The following is a 16,718-nucleotide window of genomic DNA, read 5'->3' on the forward strand; positions in this document are numbered from 1 at the left end:
CAGCCCGTGACCGCGCAGGCGCCCCCCGCACCGCCCGACACCCCGACCGCGACGCCCCGTCCGGCACCTGCCGGGCGACGCCCCGAGAGCGCCTGGCTGCGCCGCGCGCCGCTCCTGCCGGCACTGGTCTTCACCATCGTCGTCACCCAGGTGCCGTTCCTGTTCAGCATCTACTACAGCCTCACCGAGTGGCGGGTCGTGCCGCCCACGCCACGGACCTTCGTCGGCTTCGAGAACTACGTGCGCGGCTGGGGCGACCCGTTCTTCCTGCGGGCGGCGTGGACCTCGGTGTGGATGACCGTCGCGGCGGTGCTGCTGTCGCTCGTCATCGGCACGGCGCTCGCGCTGCTGCTGGACCGGAAGTTCCCGGGCCGCGGCGTCGCGCGCACCCTCATGATCACGCCGTTCCTCGTCATGCCCGTCGTCGCGGGCCTGGTGTGGAGCAACCAGATGTTCTCCAGCCAGTTCGGGGTCCTCAACTGGGTCATCACCTCGCTCGGCTTCGACGCGGTGTCGTTCGTGCAGGTGGCGCCCGGCTGGAGCATCGTCACGGTGCTCGTGTGGCAGTGGTCGCCGTTCATGATGCTCATCGTGCTGGCGGGGCTCCAGGGCCAGCCCGGTGAGGTGCTCGAGGCCGCGAGGGTCGACGGCGCCGGACCGTTCGGGATCTTCCGCTGGATCACGCTGCCGCTGCTGCGGCCCTACCTCGAGCTCGGGATCCTGCTCGGGTCCATCTACCTCGTGCAGGTCTTCGACCACATCGTCGTCATCACCGGCGGCGGACCGGGCTCGACGAACATCCCGTACTTCGTCTACCAGCGCTCGATCGGCGGCGGCTGGGACTTCGGCCTCGCGTCGTCCTTCAGCATCCTCGTCGTCATCGCGTCGATCATCATCGCGACGCTCGCGCTGCGGCTGCTGTCGAACCTCATCTCGAAGGACCCGAACGCATGAGCACCGCGACCGCGCCCGTCCCGTCCGCCCCCTCCGAGCGCCGCGAGCCGGCGCGCAGCCCGCGACCGGCCCCGCGGAGGCCCGTCCGCCGCGCCTCGGTGGGCGGCACCGTGCTCGCCGGCGTCGCGTGGCTCGCGGCCGCGCTGTTCTTCTTCCCCGTCTTCTGGATGTTCGTCAACGGGTTCAAGGAGGAGGCGGTCGCCAACAGCCGGCCCACGCTGATCTTCACCCCGACGCTCGAGCGCTACCGCGAGGTCACGGCCGACGCGATCGGCCTGCTGACGGCCGGGGAGGCGTTCCTCAACTCCGCCGTCGTCGTCGGCGTCTCCGTCGCGCTCACGATGGTGCTCGCCGTGCCGGCAGCCTACGCCCTCGCGATCCGACCCATCCCCAAGTGGCGCGACGTGCTGTTCTTCTTCATCTCGACGAAGTTCCTGCCCATCGTCGGCGCCATCCTGCCGCTGTGGATCATCGGGCAGACGCTCGGCATCCTCAACACCTGGACGATCCTCATCATCCTCTACACGGCGATGAACCTGCCGCTGGCGGTGTGGATGCTCCGGTCGTTCTTCAGCGAGGTGCCGGTGGAGCTGCTCGAGGCCGCGCAGCTGGACGGTGCGGGCCTGCTGCGCCAGATCCGCTCCGTGCTGCTGCCGATCGTCACCCCCGGCCTCACGGCGACCGCGCTGCTCTGCCTCATCTTCGCGTGGAACGAGTTCTTCCTCGCCGTGCAGCTCAACCCGGCCGACGCCTCGACCGTCCCGGTGTGGGTCACGGGCAACGTGAGCACCCGCGGCAACTTCCTCGCGAAGCTGTCCGCCGCCTCGACGCTCGCCACGCTGCCCGTCATCATCGCGGGCTGGGTGGCCCAGAAGCGCATGATCCGCGGCCTCGCCATGGGTGCCATCAAGTGAGCCCGGGCGCGACCGGACCGCACGCCGGGCCCGGTCGCGCGGTGCTCGCGGGCACCCGCCGCGACGGGGTCCCGCCCTACGCTGTCGGGATGGGACCCGTCGCCGAGCCGCGCGAGGCCGAGCCGGCCGCCGCGACGGCCACGGCCTCGGGTGCCCTCGTGCTGTCCCGCCTGGAGCGGCAGCACTCGATCGCCGAGCTCGCGATGGCCGACGGCCGGGTCGACGTCGGCGACCTCGCCGACCGGTTCCAGGTGACGACGGAGACGATCCGGCGCGACCTCGCGCACCTGCAGGAGCAGCGCCTCGTGCGCCGCACGCACGGCGGCGCGGTGCCGTGGGAGCGCTGGCGGTACGAGCCGAGCGTCGCGGTGCGCGACACCGAGCACCCGCAGGAGAAGCAGCGGATCGCGCAGCGCGCGGTGGCGGAGCTGCAGGGCGAGGCCACGCTGCTCATCGACTCCGGCACCACCACCGCGCAGGTCGCGCGCATGCTGCCGCACGACCGCCCGCTCACGGTGGTGACGAACTCGATCCCCGTCATGCAGGCCCTCGTGCACAACGAGGCCGTCGAGGTGGTGCTCCTCGGCGGGCGCGTCAAGAAGAGCACGCTCGCGATCGTCGACCCGACCGGCGCCGACGAGCTGTCGCGCATCGTCGTCGACCTCGCGTTCGTCGGCTCCGACGGCGTGTCCCCCGAGCACGGCTTCACCACGCCCCACCGCGAGGAGGTCGAGATCAAGCGGGCCATGCTGCGCGCCGCGCGCCGCGCGGTCGTGCTCGTCGACCACTCGAAGTTCGGCAACGACCACCTGCACCGCATCGCGCGGGTGGAGGAGGTCGACGGCGTCATCACCGGCACGGAGCTGCCGGAGGCCGAGGCCCGCGCGGTCAGCGCGCTCGGGCCGATGGTGACGCGGGCCTGACGCCGGGCGTCCCCCGCTCCGTCGCCCTCCCCTGCGTCGCGCCGGGCTCGCGGCGCAGGGCCGCGTGCACCGCCGCCCGCAGCGCCTCGTGGGCCGCCGCGCCGACGGGCTCGGCCACCCGGGCCGCCCGCACGACCGGTTCCCAGCCGGGGTCGGCGGCCACGTCGGGCTCCAGCGCGCCGAGGTAGCCCGTGAGGAGCGCCGCGAGGACGGGGGCTGGGGCGCTCGCGAGGTGGCCGTCGCCGAAGCCGGCGTGCAGCAGCGTCGCGGTGCGGACGACGTCGGCGTGCGGGTCGCCGGCCGCGGCGTCGAACCAGTCGATGAGGACGGGCCCGCCGGGCCCGAGCAGCACGTTGCCCGGGTGCAGGTCGAAGTGGCACACCGCGGTGCCCGAAGGCAGTGAGGCCAGCCGGGCCTGCACCGCCGTCCTGACCGGGCCCGCGAGCTCGGCCCGCGCGAGGTTCGCCGCGAGGCGGTCGCGCAGCCGGGGCAGGGCGGCCGGTGCGGTGCGCGCCGCGACGAGCCGCTGCAGCGCGGCGAGCTGCTGACCGAGCCCGAGCGCCTGCTCGGGACGGCGGACGGCCTCCTCGAGCATCGACGGACCGTCGACCCGCTCGAAGACGATGCCCGGGCGGCCGTCGACGTCGACGAGCCCGAGGACGGTCGGGGCGGGCAGCCCGATCGCGCGGACGAGCTCGGTTGTGAGGGCCTCGCGCTCGGCCCAGTGCGCCGGGATGTCGGCGCGGAGCACCTTGGCCACGGCCCCCGTGCCCCACTCGTGCAGGTGCGACGTGTTGCCGTGCTGCAGGAGCCGGCCCGGACGCACGCGGGCAGTGTGCCACCCGGCCCCCGGCCCGCCCCGGCAGGCACGGGGTCGGGCCCGTCCGGGGGCCGTCAGCGGCCGGGTTCCTCCCGCTCGTGGCTGATGCTGCGGATGATGTCGAGCGCGGTGTCGAGGTCTGCGCCCGGACCGACGTGCACGCTGGCGCTGACGGGTTCGGGCAGCAGGGCCGCCACGACCGTCCCGCCGTCGGCGGCGTCGAAGGCCACGACCTCGTCGCCCGCGGCCGTGCCGGGCACGGGCCGCCGGCCCGGTCGGGGACGGGCCGCGAGGAAGCGGTCGCGGAACGGGCTCGCGTCGAGGGTGAGGCGCAGGCCGTCACCGGCGAGGACGAGGACCTCACCGTCGACTGCGCGCTCGTCGGGGGTCGTCAGGCCGGGGGGCACGAGGACCGCGAGACCGCCGAACGACACCCGGCGCCACGCCGGGCGACCGGACACCTCTCGGATGATCCGCCTCGCGCCGCGTGGCGGGAAGCGTGCTGGCACGTACGAGGTGACACGCGGGTGACCGCCCGCCGCACGTCGACACGAACGCAGACGTACGCGCCGTCCGTCGACACGAACGCAGACCTACGCGCCGCACGTCGACACGAACGCAGACGTACGCGCCGTCCGTCGACACGAACGCAGACCTACGCGCCGCACGTCGACACGAACGCAGACGTACGCGCCGTCCGTCGACACGAACGCAGACCTACGCGCCGCACGTCGACACGAACGCAGACGTACGCGCCGTCCGTCGACACGAACGCAGACCTACGCGCCGTCCGTCGACAGGAACGCAGACCTACGCGCCGCACGTCGACACGAACGCAGACGTACGCGCCGGGCTGCACGCGTGGACGCCGGACGGGCCGGGCGCCGAAGCGCCCGGCCCGTCCGGGGGTGGTGCTGCTCAGGCGGTCAACCGCGGCCGGGCTTGCCCTTGGCGTTGCCACCGCCCTTGCCGTTGCCGCCCTTGTCCGCCGACGGCCCGACGGTCCGGATGGTCGCGGTGCCCTCGAGGAGGTCACCGTCCACGGTGCTGCCCCGCAGGAGCAGCTCGGTGGAGCCGGGCTCGACGCCCGTCGCCCGGACCTGCACCTTGCACAGCAGGTCGACGACGCCGTCGCCGTTCCAGTCCTCGCCCGCCTCGCACGACACGACCGAGTCCTCCTCGCCGGTCACGCCGACGCGGAGCGAGTCGACGTCGGTGTCGGCCACCGGGTCGAACCCGTCCTGCGAGAGGACGACGAACGGCAGGTGGCCGCGGCTGCGCGGGTTGACGACCGCCTGGCCGCCGCCGGGCCGCGCCTGCACCTCGACCGTGAGGGTCGCGGGCGGGGTCGGCTCGACGAAGACCGCCGTCGTGCGGGCCGGCACGGTGAACGTGCCGCCGTCGAACGACGCCTCCTTCACCACCGGGTCCGCACCCGCGGCCTGGATGGGGTGCAGGACGAGACCGGCCTCGGCGAGGGCGTCGACGGAGTACGTCTGCGCCTCGTCGGTGGCGTTGAACGCCACGACCACCCGCTCGTGCGCGGCGTCCACGTCCTCACCGACGGTGTCGTCGAGGTGCATGAGGATGAGGCCGGGCACCTCGCTGCCGTCGAGGTAGGACAGCTTCTCCTGCACCTGGTCCTCGGTGGTCAGCGAGAACAGCGGCGAGGAGTCCGCCACCGCGAGGAGGTCGCGGAAGCGGGCGACCGAGGCCTCGATGTCGGCCTGGCTCGGCTGCAGCGCCGGGTCGGCGAGCAGCGGCGCCATGAACGGCCACTTGTCCTCGTTGTCCGGCGCCGGCGGGAGGCCGACCCCGAAGTTGTTCGTCGCGTACGAGAAGTCGAGGACGTTGAAGTGGTCGCCGGAGTTGTAGCTGTTCCGGTCGAGCGACTTCGAGCGGAGCATGTCCGTGCCGGCGTGGAAGAACGACACGCCCTGGCTGAGCGCGACGGTCGACAGCGCGAGCTGCTGCATGCGCACCCGGTCGGCCATCGAGGTGCCCTGCGGCAGCTTGAAGGCGTGGGAGTCGTACAGCGTCTCGTTGTCGTGCGCCGAGACGTAGACGATGTTCTCCTGCGGGTCCTGCGTGTACCCGGTCGGGCTGCCGTTGTAGTCGACCTCCGCCCCGGTCACGGTGTCGCCGTTGCGGTCGACGAACGTGAAGTCCGCCAGGTTGCCCGCCATGCCGACCTTTATCTGGTCCATGTCGAGCAGCAGCGCCTCGCGCTGGGCCGCCTCGTCGCCGTTGACCGCGTCCCCGTTGGGGTCGGTGAGCAGGCCCGAGCCGAAGCCCTGCACGCGCGGGTTCTCGTCGAACGGGCCGCCGCCGCGGACGGCGTCGCGGAGCCGGTCGTTGAAGGTGCCGATGCCCGTGCCGCCCATGTTGAGCTGGGTGGCCTGGACGAAGCGGGCGTCGTCGGCGACCTCGCCGAAGTTCCAGCCCTCGCCGTAGACGTAGATGCTCTTCCCGTCGACGCCGTCGGCCTCCAGGGTGAGGGAGTCCAGCGCCTCGCGGACGGCGAGCATGTTCGCCTTCGAGTGGTGGCCCATGAGGTCGAAGCGGAACCCGTCGACCTTGTACTCCTTCGCCCACAGGACGACGGAGTCGACCATGAGCTTCTCCATCATCGCGTGCTCGGTCGCCGTGTTCGCGCAGCACGTGCTCGTCGCGATCGTGCCGTCCGCCAGCAGGCGGTGGTAGTAGCCGGGCACGACCTTGTCGAGCACCGACTTCTCCGCCTGGCCGGACGCGGCGGTGTGGTTGTAGACGACGTCGAGCACGACACCGAGGTCGGTGGCGTTGAGCGCCTGCACCATCTCGCGGAACTCGACGATGCGCGTCGTGCCCTCGGGGTCGGTGGAGTACGAGCCCTCCGGCGCGTTGTAGTGGAAGGGGTCGTAGCCCCAGTTGAAGCCGTCGGAGTCCGCGACCTCCAGCACCGCCTCCTGCTGCTCGGGAGAGGCCGAGCCCGCGTCCGGGACGTCAGGCTCGACCCGCTCCGAGGCGTCCTCCTCGATCGTGGCGATGTCGAAGGTCGGGAGCAGGTGCACCGTCGTGAGGCCCGCCTCGGCGAGCTCCCGCAGGTGCGTCATGCCGTCGGAGCCGGCCTGGGTGAACGCCTTGTACGTGCCCCGCTGCTCCTCCGGCACCGTCTCGTCGGAGATGGAGAAGTCCCGCACGTGCAGCTCGTAGAGGTCGATCTGCTCCGGGGTCGGCGGCGCCTGGGTGGCGACGTCGGCCCAGCCCTCCGGCGCCAGGTCGGCGTCGTCGAGGGAGACGATCTGGCTCTTGACCGAGTTGGTCGCGAGGCTGACGGAGTACGGGTCGGTGACGACGTTGCTCTCGACCGTGTCGGTCGAGGGGACGTAGACCTCGACCTCGAACAGGTAGTACTGGCGGTCCCAGCCGGGCTCGCCGGTCACCGACCACACGCCCGAGGCCTCGTCGAGGGTCATCTCCGTCGTCGCGCCGGGAGGCGCGGCGGACGGGTCGTCGAACCGGTGGAGCGTGACGGAGCGGGCCGTCGGCGCCCACAGGCTGATGGTCGGCACGTCGCCGTCCCACGTGACGCCCAGGTCGGCGTCGCGTGCGGCGTCGGCGTAGAGGTCGTCGAGCACGCCCGGGACCTGGACCCCGGTCGCACCCGTCCGGGCGTCACCACGCGACGACGACACGGCGAGGGCGCCCTTCAGCGCCTCGGCGACGTCGAGGTCGTCCGGGACGCCGAGCGCGGCGTACCCGGCGAGGTGCGGGAACCGCTCGGCGAGGTCGGCCGGCAGGTCCGCCGACAGCCACTCGAGCTCGACGGACGCGGTGCCGTCGGGGCCGTCGACCCCGCCCGTCACCAGCTCGAGCCCGCCGTCCGGCGACGTGTGGAGGGAGTACGTCGCCGACTCGTCGTCGACGTCCCACGCGATGACGTCCTCGGTGAGCCAGACGACCTCCTCGGTCGTCAGGTCACCCGGCTCGCCGCCTCCACCCTGCACGGGCAGGAGGTACCCCTCGCGCCCGGCGAGGACCCACACCTCGTTCCCGACCGTGACGAGGTCGAGGACCTGGTCCTCGGGCAGGTCCTTGGTGTCGCCGCGGTGGAGGATGTAGTTGAGGCTCGTCGCACCCTCGGCGAGCGGCACCTCCCACACCTGGCCGAAGCGGTCGGAGCCGGTCGGCTTGGCCGACCCCTGCCAGGACGGCGACGGGTTCGCCGCACCGGTCCACGTGTAGAGGCTCCAGTAGTCGGCGAAGTCCGACGAGGAGTAGTCGCCGTAGTCGCCGTCGGGCCGGTGGTAGTGGATCGTGGCGAGGCCGAGCGCCGCGGAGCGGCTCTCGTGGATCGTCTCGTCACCGGACACGACGTAGGCGTCGGGCGTCTGCGAGGGGACGATCGACTGGTCCGGACCCGGGTCCTTCTCGTCACCCTTGTGGATGATGAAGTTGAGGGCGGCGCCGACGTCGTCGACGGGCACGTTCCAGTACGCGCCGAACTGCTCGCTGATGCCGTCCGGCTCGCGCGGTGCGGTCCACTCGGTCGCGACGCCCTCGGCGAGCGCGTCGCCCCACAGGTGCAGGCCCCAGCCGTCGTAGTTCCCGTCGGGCCGGCGGTAGTGGACGGTCGCGAACCCCTGGGCCGCCGCCTCGCTGGTGAAGACCTCCCCGGAGTCCGGGCTCAGCCACACCTCGGGCGTGAGGGACGGGTCGACGAAGCGGTCGTCCTGCGTGCCCACCTTGTTGCCGGCGGAGTCCACGACGATCAGTCCGATCTCCTGGTTCGCGCCGTCGGTCGTGTCGGCCTCGATGAAGCGGAAGACGCCGTAGTCGTCCTCGCCGTTCCACTCCAGGCCGTTCGGCCACTCGCGGCCGTTCATCTGCCCGTCGGCGATGTCGCCGAAGGCCCAGATGCTGAGGTCCTCGATGTTCTCCGTCTCCGGGAAGTGGACGATCAGGTGGTCCTGCAGGCCGCCGACCGGCTCGGCCGGCTCCTCGACGACGACCGACGACGTGGTGGCACCGGCCTTGTGCCCGGCGAGGTCGTCGACGACGGCCGCGACCTCGACGGTCGTGCCGGCGTCGAGCTGCTCGGTGTCGACGGTGATGCGGTACGGGAAGTTGTCGTCGGTGCCGGCGTACGTCCACTCACCGCCGCCGACGCGGGTCATGAAGCTCACCTCGGCGTACAGGTCACGATCGAGGGAGGCGGTGTAGACGAGCGCCTCGCGGGTCTGCCCGTCGAGGTCGAAGTCGATCTCGCCGGACTGCGCGACCGTGATGCCGGGGGCGCTGTCGCTGGCCGGCAGCGCGGTGTCGGCCCGGTAGACCGCCGCCCCGAAGGCCGGCAGCGAGACGGTGACGTCTCCGTCGCCGCCCGCCGTCAGGTCGCCCGCGGAGCCGTCGACCGACCACAGCGGCGAGAACGTCGCACCGGGGGTGCCGGTGGCGAACGTCGCCTCGCTCGCGGCCTCGGCGTTGTTGACCGCGACGAGGTACTCGACGCGCTCGTCCCGGTCGACGCGGCTGAAGGCGAAGACACCCGGGCCGTCGGCGGCGAAGCGCGGCAGCTGCGCGCCGGACCGGAGCGCCTCGTGCTCCCCGGTGAGCGTCGCCAGGTCGCCGAGGGTCTCGTACAGCGGGTGCGTCGTGTCGAAGTTGTCGTCGGCCGCGGTGGCGTCCGTGCCGATCTGGTCGTCGTCGAGGTAGATGTCCGTGACGCTCGGGAACATGTCCTGGCGGGCGGCCTTGTCACCGCCGGAGCCGGTGAAGCCCTGCTCGTCGCCGGAGTACACGACCGGCATGCCGCGCGAGAAGTACATGAGTGCGTGCGCGAGCCGGTCGCGGGCGAGCATCTCCTCGTCGCTCGCGCCGGGGTTGCCCTGGGCGATGAACGTGCCGATCCGGCCCATGTCGTGGTTGCCGAGGAACGTCGGCAGCGAGTACGCGTTGCCGTCGGCGTCGATGTAGTAGTCGTCGGCGGCGAAGAAGTCGCGCAGCGTCTGCGCGCTCGCGTTGCGGGCCGCGTAGTTCGTCGCGGCGTCCTGGAAGCCGAAGTCGAGGACCGCGGGCACGTCGCCCTTGGTCGGGAACATCGACAGGAGCTCCTCGTTGGCGGAGAACACCTCGCCGAACATGAAGAAGTCCTCGTTGCCGACGGTCTCCTTCGCGTAGGTCTCGATCGCGGGCGACCACTGCTGCCAGAACTCGACGTTGACGTGCTTCATGGTGTCGATGCGGAAGCCGTCGACCCCGCGGTCGACCCACGGCTCGAAGATCTCGATCATGCCGTCGACGACGTCCGGGTGCTCCGTGAAGAGGTCGTCGAGGCCGAAGAAGTCGCCGTACACGCTGTTCTCGCCGGCGAAGGAGCTGTTGCCGCGGTTGTGGTAGTACCGCACGTCGTTGAGCCAGGCCGGGACCTTGACGTCGGCCTCGTCCTCCGGCACGACGGGCGTGTACGGGAAGGAGACCTCGGGGTCGAGCGCGGGGAAGTCCTCGCTCGTGGCGTACTCGCGGTCGTCGAACGGCTCGCCGTCGGCGTCGCGGTACGGCTCGGACGCCTTCGCGATGTAGTCGTAGACGCCCTCCTGGTACTGGATGACGTCGGCGGTGTGGTTCGTGATGATGTCGAAGAAGACCTTCATGTCCCGCGAGTGCGCCTCGTCGATGAGGGCCTCGAGCTCCTCGTTCGTCCCGAAGTGCGGGTCGATCTGGGAGTAGTCGAGCGTCCAGTAGCCGTGGTAGCCGGCCGACACGTCGTTCGTGCCGATGCCCTGGACGGGCTTGTTCTTGAAGACCGGCGCCATCCAGATGGCGGTGACGCCCATGCCCTCGAGGTAGTCCATCTTGTCGAGCAGGCCCGCGAGGTCGCCGCCGTGGAAGAAGCCCTCGTCGGTCGGGTCGTAGCCGTGCTCGAGCGGGTCGTCACCACCGACGTCGCCGCGGTTGTTCGTGGGGTCGGCGTCGTGGAAGCGGTCCGGCAGCACGAAGTAGAAGACCTCGTCGGTGAGGTCCTGCCGCAGGCTCGGCTGCGTCATCTCCAGCAGCGCGGGGTCGAGCCCGCCGCCCGCGCCCGTCTCCTGCGTCGCGACGTGGCTCGCCTCGTCGTAGGAGAAGGACACCTCGCCCGCCGCGTCGGTCGTGAACGCGATGTTGTCGGGGCTGTTGGGCGTGCCGTTCGGGCCGTAGTTCTCGTCCCAGCTGCCGTCGATCGCGACCTTGTACTCCCAGCTGCCGGCGGGCAGCTCGAAGGTCGCGGTCCACGTCCCGTCGTCGTCGGGGTCGGACAGCTGGGTGGCCGCGCACTCCGGCTGCCAGTCGCCCGGGCAGCCGAGCTCGGACTGGAAGCTGCCGGCGAGCGTGACCGTCGCCGGTGGGTCGGTGTGGTCGGCGAGGGCCGGCGCGGGGACCAGCAGCCCCGCGGTCAGGGCGAGGGCCGCCGGGACGGCGACGAGCACGGGTGGACGGGGGGCGCGAGACGTCATCGGTCGCTCCAGAACGGGGTGCCAGCGGGGCGGGCGAAATGGGCGTTGCGGCGTCACGGTAACCCGTATGCGCGCAAGAGCAAAGGAAAGGTGACGCCGTCTTTACGCAAGGTTTTGCGCAAGATCACTGGGTCCTGACGCTCGCCCGGTGAGAGCGCGAACAACCGGGGGCGTCGGGAGGGCTACCGTCCGCCTCGGCCCATGACGACTCCCGCTGCTCCCGGCACCGCGCCGCGCCCCTACCTGCCGTGGCTGGTGTGGGGCACCGGCCTGCTCGCCTACGTGGTCGCGGTCATGCACCGCACGAGCCTCGGGGTCGCCGGGGTCGAGGCCCAGGAGCGCTTCGGTGCCTCGGCGAGCGCGCTCGCCTCGCTCGCGGTCGTGCAGCTGCTGGTCTACGCCGGGCTGCAGGTGCCGGTGGGGGTGCTGCTCGACCGCTTCGGGTCGCGCCGGCTGCTGGTGACGGGTGCGCTCGTGATGTCGGCGGGGCAGCTGGTGCTGGCCCTCGCCACCTCGACGGCCCCCGCCGTGGCGGGGCGGCTGCTGGTCGGGGTCGGCGACGCCATGACGTTCATCAGCCTGCTGCGGCTCGTGCCGGCGTGGTTCCCGGCCCGCCGGGTGCCGCTGCTCACGCAGCTGAGCGGGATCGTCGGGCAGACCGGTCAAGTGCTGAGCGCGGTGCCGCTCGTCCTGCTCCTGCACGGGCCGGGGTGGACGGCGGCGTTCGCCTCGGCGGCCGCGACGGGGGTCCTGGCCGCGGTGCTCGTGCTCGTCGCCGTGCGCGACAGCCCCGTCCCCGGCGCCGCCCCGCTCGTGCGGGGCACCCGGGACCTCGTCGCGGACCTCGCGCAGGCGTGGCGGCACCCGGGCACCCGCCTGGGGCTGTGGACGCACTTCGTCACCCAGTTCCCGGGGACGGTGTTCTCCCTGCTGTGGGGGTTCCCGTTCCTCGTGCAGGCGCAGGGTGTCGCGACGGGCACGGCGAGCGCGCTGCTCACGCTCTTCGTCGTCGCGGGCATGGCGACCGGCCCCCTGGTGGCGGTGCTCGTCCAGCGGCACCCCTTCCGCCGCTCGTGGCTCGTGCTCGGCATCGTCGGGGTCAACGCCGGCGCGTGGACCGTCGTCCTCGCGTGGCCCGGACCCGCGCCCCTGCCGCTGCTCGTGCTGCTCGTGCTCGCGATGGCGACCGGCGGCCCCGCCTCGTTGATCGGGTTCGACTTCGCGCGCACCTTCAACCCGCCGAACCGGCTCGGGACGGCGACGGGCATCGTGAACGTCGGGGGCTTCGCCGCGTCCCTGGTCACGATCCTGCTCGTCGGCCTCGTGCTCGACCTGCTGCCCGGCCCCGACGACCTCGCGAGCTTCCGCGTCGGCATGGGCGTGCAGTACCTCGTGTGGGCGGTGGGGGTCGTCGGCGTCGTGGTGACCCGGCGCCGCGTGCGCGCCCGCATGGCCGCGGCGGGGGTCGTCGTCCCGCCCGTCCGCGAGGCCCTGCGCCGGCGCCGCGGCCCGAGGCGCCGACGGACCCGCTGAGCGTCCGCCGACGGGTTCCGCGGTCCGTCGGCGGACGCCGTCAGGGCCGCGGCGCCCGGCGGCGCCACACGGGGACCCAGCCGACGGCGAGGCCGAGACACAGCACCGCGTACCACGCGACCGTGACGACGGCGGAGTTCGCGAAGGGCTCGTCGAAGAGCAGGAAGAGCGACAGCGACGACGCGGCGAGCGCCGCGGCCGGCCCTCGGACCCACCACCGTCCCCGTCCGCTCAGGGCGAGGCCCCCGAACACGGCGGCGGGCAGGAAGGGCAGCCCCTGGCCGGCGAAGACGACGAGCGCCGGGACGACGAGGACCAGCCGCCAGGGACCGCGGCCCCGGCGTCGCAGCAGCTCGACGGCACCGAGCGCGAGTCCCGCCAGCGAGGTGACGCCCAGGACGAACAGCGTCCCGGACCAGCTGAACGACGGCTGGTCCGCGACGTACCGCATCCACAGCCGTACGGCGACGCCCCACAGCAGACCCCCGGCCAGCCCGCCGCCCACCCACAGCACGGCCTCACGCCACGCCCGACCACCCGCCTCGGGGGTCGCCGCCTGCTGCGTCACCCTCGGGTGCTGCTCCACGACCGTCATCCGGACACCTCCTCCGCGGCACCGTGCCGCCCACCTCTCCAACGAGCGGTCGGGCCGGCCGGGTGACACGACGGGGGCGACGGTCGCCGGGAGACCCGCCCGCCGCAGAACCCTGCGCGCGGTGTCACCCCGGGAGCAGACTCGTTCGTCGTCACAGGTGATGGAGGGCGCAGTGGTGCTGGGATCCGTGGCGGGGACGGCTGCCGTCGCCACGCCGGCGGACGGACCGGAGGCCGAGACGGCCGAGACGGCCGACCGCGTCCTCGCGGACCTCTTCGGGACGGAGGCGGTCAGCCTCGTGCGCATGGCGCGCTTCTTCGTCCAGGACCGGGCCGCCGCCGAGGACCTCGTGCAGGAGGCCTTCATCCGCCTGTCCCGCCACCTGCACCGCCTCGACGGACGGGCTGCCCGCGTCGCCTACGTGCGCGCGATCGTGCTCAACCTGTGCCGCGACCACAACCGTCGCGGCCTCATGTCGTTGCGCCACCAGCCGCCCGCCGACCTCGGCCCGGACCTGCCCGAGGACGTGGTGACGGGCCGGGAGCAGTCGCGCGAGGTGGTCGCCGCGCTCGCCGCGCTCCCCCGGCGGCAGCGCGACTGCCTCGTCCTGCGGTACTACCTCGAGCTGTCGCCGCCCGACATCGCGACGACGCTCGGGCTCTCGCCGAACTCCGTCAAGACCCACCTGAGACGCGGCCTGCGGGCCCTGGAGGACGCTCTCGCCGGTGCCCGCGGCGCGAGCGGGACGGGGAGGACGAGGTGAGCGAGGAGACTGCCGTGGGCGACGTCGAGCGCCGGCTCCGCGAGGCGCTGGGCGACCCGGTCAGCCGGCCCGACCCCTCCCCCGACCTCTTCGGACGGGTGAGGGACGTCGTGGCCGCCGACCGCCGGCGCCGCCGCCGCCGCGCCGTGGCGGTCGTCTCGGCCGCCCTCACCACCGCCGTCCTCACCGCTGCGCTGCTGCTCAGCGGCGCCGTCGACCTGTCCGCCGTCCGACCCCTCCGAGGAGGAGCCATGAGCTGGTGGGTGCTGGAGCTCGCCGTCAACGTCCTGCTGGTCGCACTCGCGCTGTGGCTGGGGCCGTTCATCAAGCGCTTCGGCCGGGCCTACGCCGCCGACGTGTTCCACGACAACCCGCTGACGGGCAAGAGCTACCTCGTGCTCGCCGACATCGTCTACTACCTGATCTTCTGCTCCTACATCCTCTTCACGCTGCGGCTGGAGCCGACGTGGGGGCGCACGGTCGTCTCGGCCGAGCAGGTGCAGTACTCCGCGGGACGGGTCGCGGGCATCCTGCTCGTCATGGGCGTGCTCCACGGGCTCAACCTCGTCCTCATGCCGGTGCTCGGCCGCGTCTTCAGCCTCAACCGGCGCCTGCAGCCCCCGACGACGCTGGCGCCGTCGCAGCGGGAGGTCATCGGCGACGAACGCCGCTGAGCCGGCCGAGGGCGGGGGCGCGGGGCCGACCGTGTGACAGGGCGCGGGTTTGCGCGTATTGCCTGCAGGACGACGGCGGCGACGTCGATCATGTCGCTCGTGACCCCTCGACCGGCCCGCGGGGCCGCGCGCACCGCCCCGCCCCGCCCGGTCGTGGCCGGCCTCCTCGCGGGACTGCTCGCCGTCCTCGTGGTCCCGGTGACCGCGTCCTCCGCCGGCGCGGCCGGCACCCCGGGCGGCGCAACCGCTGACGGTGCCGCGCCCGTCCTGCCGGCCACCTCCCCCGCGCAGGACGAGACCGTGCCCGCCGCGCTGGTCGCCGAGGCGGCGAGGACCGTCACGGTGCTCACCGAGGACGGGGACGGCGGGCTCGACGTCGACGTCGTCGAGACCGGCAGCCCCGAGTCGGCCTCCGCGCTGGCGGCCAGCGCGCAGCAGGAGCCGGACGTGATCGCGGCCGCGGTGGCCGTCCCGGTGCGGGCGACCGACGGCGACCCGCTGCGGGCGCAGCAGTGGCCGCTGACGGAGCTGCAGGCCGAGCGCGCGTGGACGACCACGACCGGCCGCGAGCAGGTCGTCGCCGTGCTCGACACCGGCGTCGACGCGTCGCACCCCGACCTGCGCGGCGTCGTGCTGGCCGGGACCTCGACCACGGGCAGCGGCCGCGACGGCCGGAGGGACGTCGACGGCCACGGCACGCACGTCAGCGGCGTCGTCGCCGCGGTCGCGGGCAACGCGACGGGCGTCGCGGGACTCGCCCCGGGCGTCAGGGTGCTGCCGGTGCAGGTCCTGGACGACAGCGGCAACGGCCTGTCCTCGTGGGTGAGCGCCGGCATCGTGTGGGCCGCGGACCACGGGGCCGACGTCATCAACCTGTCCCTCGGTGGCCCGCAGTCCGACCCCGTGCTCGCGCAGGCCGTCGACTACGCGCGCTCGAAGGGGGTCGTGGTCGTCGCGGCGTCGGGCAACGAGTACGCGACGAGCGTGTCGTACCCGGCGGCCTACCCCGGTGTGCTGGCCGTCGGCGCGACGTCGTCGTCGCGGCAGGTGCCGTCCTTCTCCAACCGCGGCTCCGCCCTGGACGTCGTCGCCCCGGGCGTCGGCGTGCTCAGCACCGTGCCGGGCGGCGGGTACGAGGCCTGGAGCGGGACGTCCATGGCCTCGCCCTACGCGGCCGCGAGCGCCGCGCTGCTGCGGGCGGCGCAGCCCGCGCTCGACGAGGCCCAGGTGCGGGCGCGGCTGGAGGGCACCGCCCGCGACCTGGGCGCGCGGGGCTGGGACAGCACCTCCGGCTACGGCCTCGTCGACCCCGTCGCCGCCCTGGCCGACAGCACGACGGACCTCACGCCGCCGGGTCCCGTCACGCTCGGCGCGACCGAGGTCGGCACCGGCGCGGTGCGGCTGCGCTGGACCCCTCCCGCCGACGGTGACGTCGCGGGCGTCGTCGTGGTGCGCGCTGCCGGGCTGCGGACCGTCGCCTCGCCCGCCGACGGCACGGTCGTGTACTCCGGCGCGCGGACGGACGTGCGTCTGGAGGGGCTGGCGCCTCGCAACGCCTACTCCTTCGCCGTGTTCGCCCGGGACGGCGCGGGCAACGTCGGCACCGCGCGGCTCGTGCAGGTGCAGGGTGTGCGGCTGTCGGTGTCGGCGCGCAGCAGCTCGGGCGCGACCCTCACCACCGCGACCTCCGGGCAGTCCGTCGTGCTGGGCGCGACCGTGGGCGACCACGTCGGCAAGCCCCTGACCGGCGTGCCCGTCACGTTCCAGGCACGCAGCGCGGGCTCCGTCGCCTGGTCGACCGTCGCGCGGGTGACGTCGTCCGACGGTCGCGCCGCCGCGACGCTGCACCCGACGCGGTCGGTGGAGTACCGGGCCGTCGTGTCCGGGACCGCGGGCGCACCGGGCCGCTCGGGGGCCGCGACCGGTCCCCGACGCCTCGACGTGCGCGCCGCCACGACGTCGACGGGACCGAGACGCCTCGTCCGCTCGGCCGTCACGACCTCGACGCCCACCCAGGCGCGGACGACGGACCGGCTGCGCCACGCCTCGCGGTAGCCGCGGTGTCAG

General features: G+C 73.3%; 11 protein-coding genes. 7 read left to right on the forward strand and 4 right to left on the reverse strand.

The annotated features are described in order from the left end of the window. The first annotated feature begins 6 nt into the window (after positions 1-6). From WAA21_RS01995 to WAA21_RS02005, 3 genes are all read left to right on the forward strand, one after another. On the forward strand, positions 7-954 hold the full coding sequence (locus WAA21_RS01995) for a carbohydrate ABC transporter permease (RefSeq protein ID WP_336921061.1): 948 nt from the start codon (positions 7-9) through the stop codon (positions 952-954). Then, positions 951-1,868 carry a carbohydrate ABC transporter permease gene (locus WAA21_RS02000; protein ID WP_336921063.1) on the forward strand — a complete coding sequence of 306 codons (918 nt, stop codon included), beginning with the start codon at positions 951-953 and terminating at the stop codon, positions 1,866-1,868. The genes WAA21_RS01995 and WAA21_RS02000 overlap by 4 nt, the downstream gene beginning before the upstream one ends. 89 nt (positions 1,869-1,957) lie before the next feature. Further along, positions 1,958-2,791, forward strand: a complete 834-nt coding sequence (locus WAA21_RS02005) for a DeoR/GlpR family DNA-binding transcription regulator (RefSeq protein WP_336921064.1) — start codon at positions 1,958-1,960, stop codon at positions 2,789-2,791. On the opposite strand, the gene WAA21_RS02010 is transcribed toward WAA21_RS02005, so the two are convergent. The 3 genes from WAA21_RS02010 to pulA all read right to left on the reverse strand — a co-directional run bounded on the left by WAA21_RS02010 (position 2,757) and on the right by pulA (position 11,086). After that, a complete protein-coding gene (locus WAA21_RS02010; protein ID WP_336921065.1) occupies positions 2,757-3,617 on the reverse strand; it encodes a phosphotransferase family protein in 861 nt (286 codons plus the stop codon). The two genes, WAA21_RS02005 and WAA21_RS02010, sit on opposite strands and share 35 nt — an antisense overlap. A 68-nt stretch (positions 3,618-3,685) precedes the next feature. Next, the gene (locus tag WAA21_RS02015; RefSeq protein WP_336921066.1) at positions 3,686-4,072 is read right to left on the reverse strand and encodes a hypothetical protein; all 387 of its coding nucleotides are present in this window, start codon (positions 4,070-4,072) and stop codon (positions 3,686-3,688) included. 465 nt (positions 4,073-4,537) lie between these two features. Further along, the gene (gene pulA / locus WAA21_RS02020) at positions 4,538-11,086 is read right to left on the reverse strand and encodes a pullulanase-type alpha-1,6-glucosidase (protein ID WP_336921067.1); all 6,549 of its coding nucleotides are present in this window, start codon (positions 11,084-11,086) and stop codon (positions 4,538-4,540) included. A 201-nt stretch (positions 11,087-11,287) separates the two neighbouring features. Between pulA and WAA21_RS02025 the strand changes: the two genes are divergently transcribed. Next, complete coding sequence (locus tag WAA21_RS02025) at positions 11,288-12,619, forward strand: MFS transporter (protein WP_336921068.1); 1,332 nt, start codon at positions 11,288-11,290, stop codon at positions 12,617-12,619. A 40-nt stretch (positions 12,620-12,659) separates the two neighbouring features. On the opposite strand, the gene WAA21_RS02030 is transcribed toward WAA21_RS02025, so the two are convergent. Then, on the reverse strand, positions 12,660-13,214 hold the full coding sequence (locus tag WAA21_RS02030; RefSeq protein WP_336921069.1) for a hypothetical protein: 555 nt from the start codon (positions 13,212-13,214) through the stop codon (positions 12,660-12,662). Between the two features lie 175 nt (positions 13,215-13,389). Between WAA21_RS02030 and WAA21_RS02035 the strand changes: the two genes are divergently transcribed. The 3 genes from WAA21_RS02035 (at position 13,390) to WAA21_RS02045 (ending at position 16,706) form a co-directional block, all read left to right on the forward strand. After that, a complete protein-coding gene (locus WAA21_RS02035) occupies positions 13,390-13,977 on the forward strand; it encodes an RNA polymerase sigma factor (protein WP_336921070.1) in 588 nt (195 codons plus the stop codon). Further along, a complete protein-coding gene (locus WAA21_RS02040) occupies positions 13,974-14,651 on the forward strand; it encodes a hypothetical protein (RefSeq protein ID WP_336921071.1) in 678 nt (225 codons plus the stop codon). Before WAA21_RS02035 ends, WAA21_RS02040 begins: the two co-directional genes overlap by 4 nt. A gap of 99 nt (positions 14,652-14,750) precedes the next feature. Continuing rightward, positions 14,751-16,706: a S8 family serine peptidase gene (locus WAA21_RS02045; RefSeq protein WP_336921072.1), complete on the forward strand. Its 1,956-nt coding sequence runs from the start codon at positions 14,751-14,753 to the stop codon at positions 16,704-16,706. The last annotated feature ends 12 nt before the right edge of the window (positions 16,707-16,718 follow it).

This window comes from Aquipuribacter sp. SD81 (assembly GCF_037153975.1).
Lineage (GTDB): Bacteria > Actinomycetota > Actinomycetes > Actinomycetales > JBBAYJ01 > Aquipuribacter.

Bases quoted from the DNA above. Each gene is read 5' to 3' on its own strand.
- pulA (WP_336921067.1), bottom strand. From the start codon at position 11,086: ATGACGTCTCGCGCCCCCCGTCCACCCGTGCTCGTCGCCGTCCCGGCG.
- WAA21_RS02000 (WP_336921063.1), top strand. From the start codon at position 951: ATGAGCACCGCGACCGCGCCCGTCCCGTCCGCCCCCTCCGAGCGCCGC.
- WAA21_RS02030 (WP_336921069.1), bottom strand. From the start codon at position 13,214: ATGACGGTCGTGGAGCAGCACCCGAGGGTGACGCAGCAGGCGGCGACC.
- WAA21_RS02025 (WP_336921068.1), top strand. From the start codon at position 11,288: ATGACGACTCCCGCTGCTCCCGGCACCGCGCCGCGCCCCTACCTGCCG.
- WAA21_RS02005 (WP_336921064.1), top strand. From the start codon at position 1,958: ATGGGACCCGTCGCCGAGCCGCGCGAGGCCGAGCCGGCCGCCGCGACG.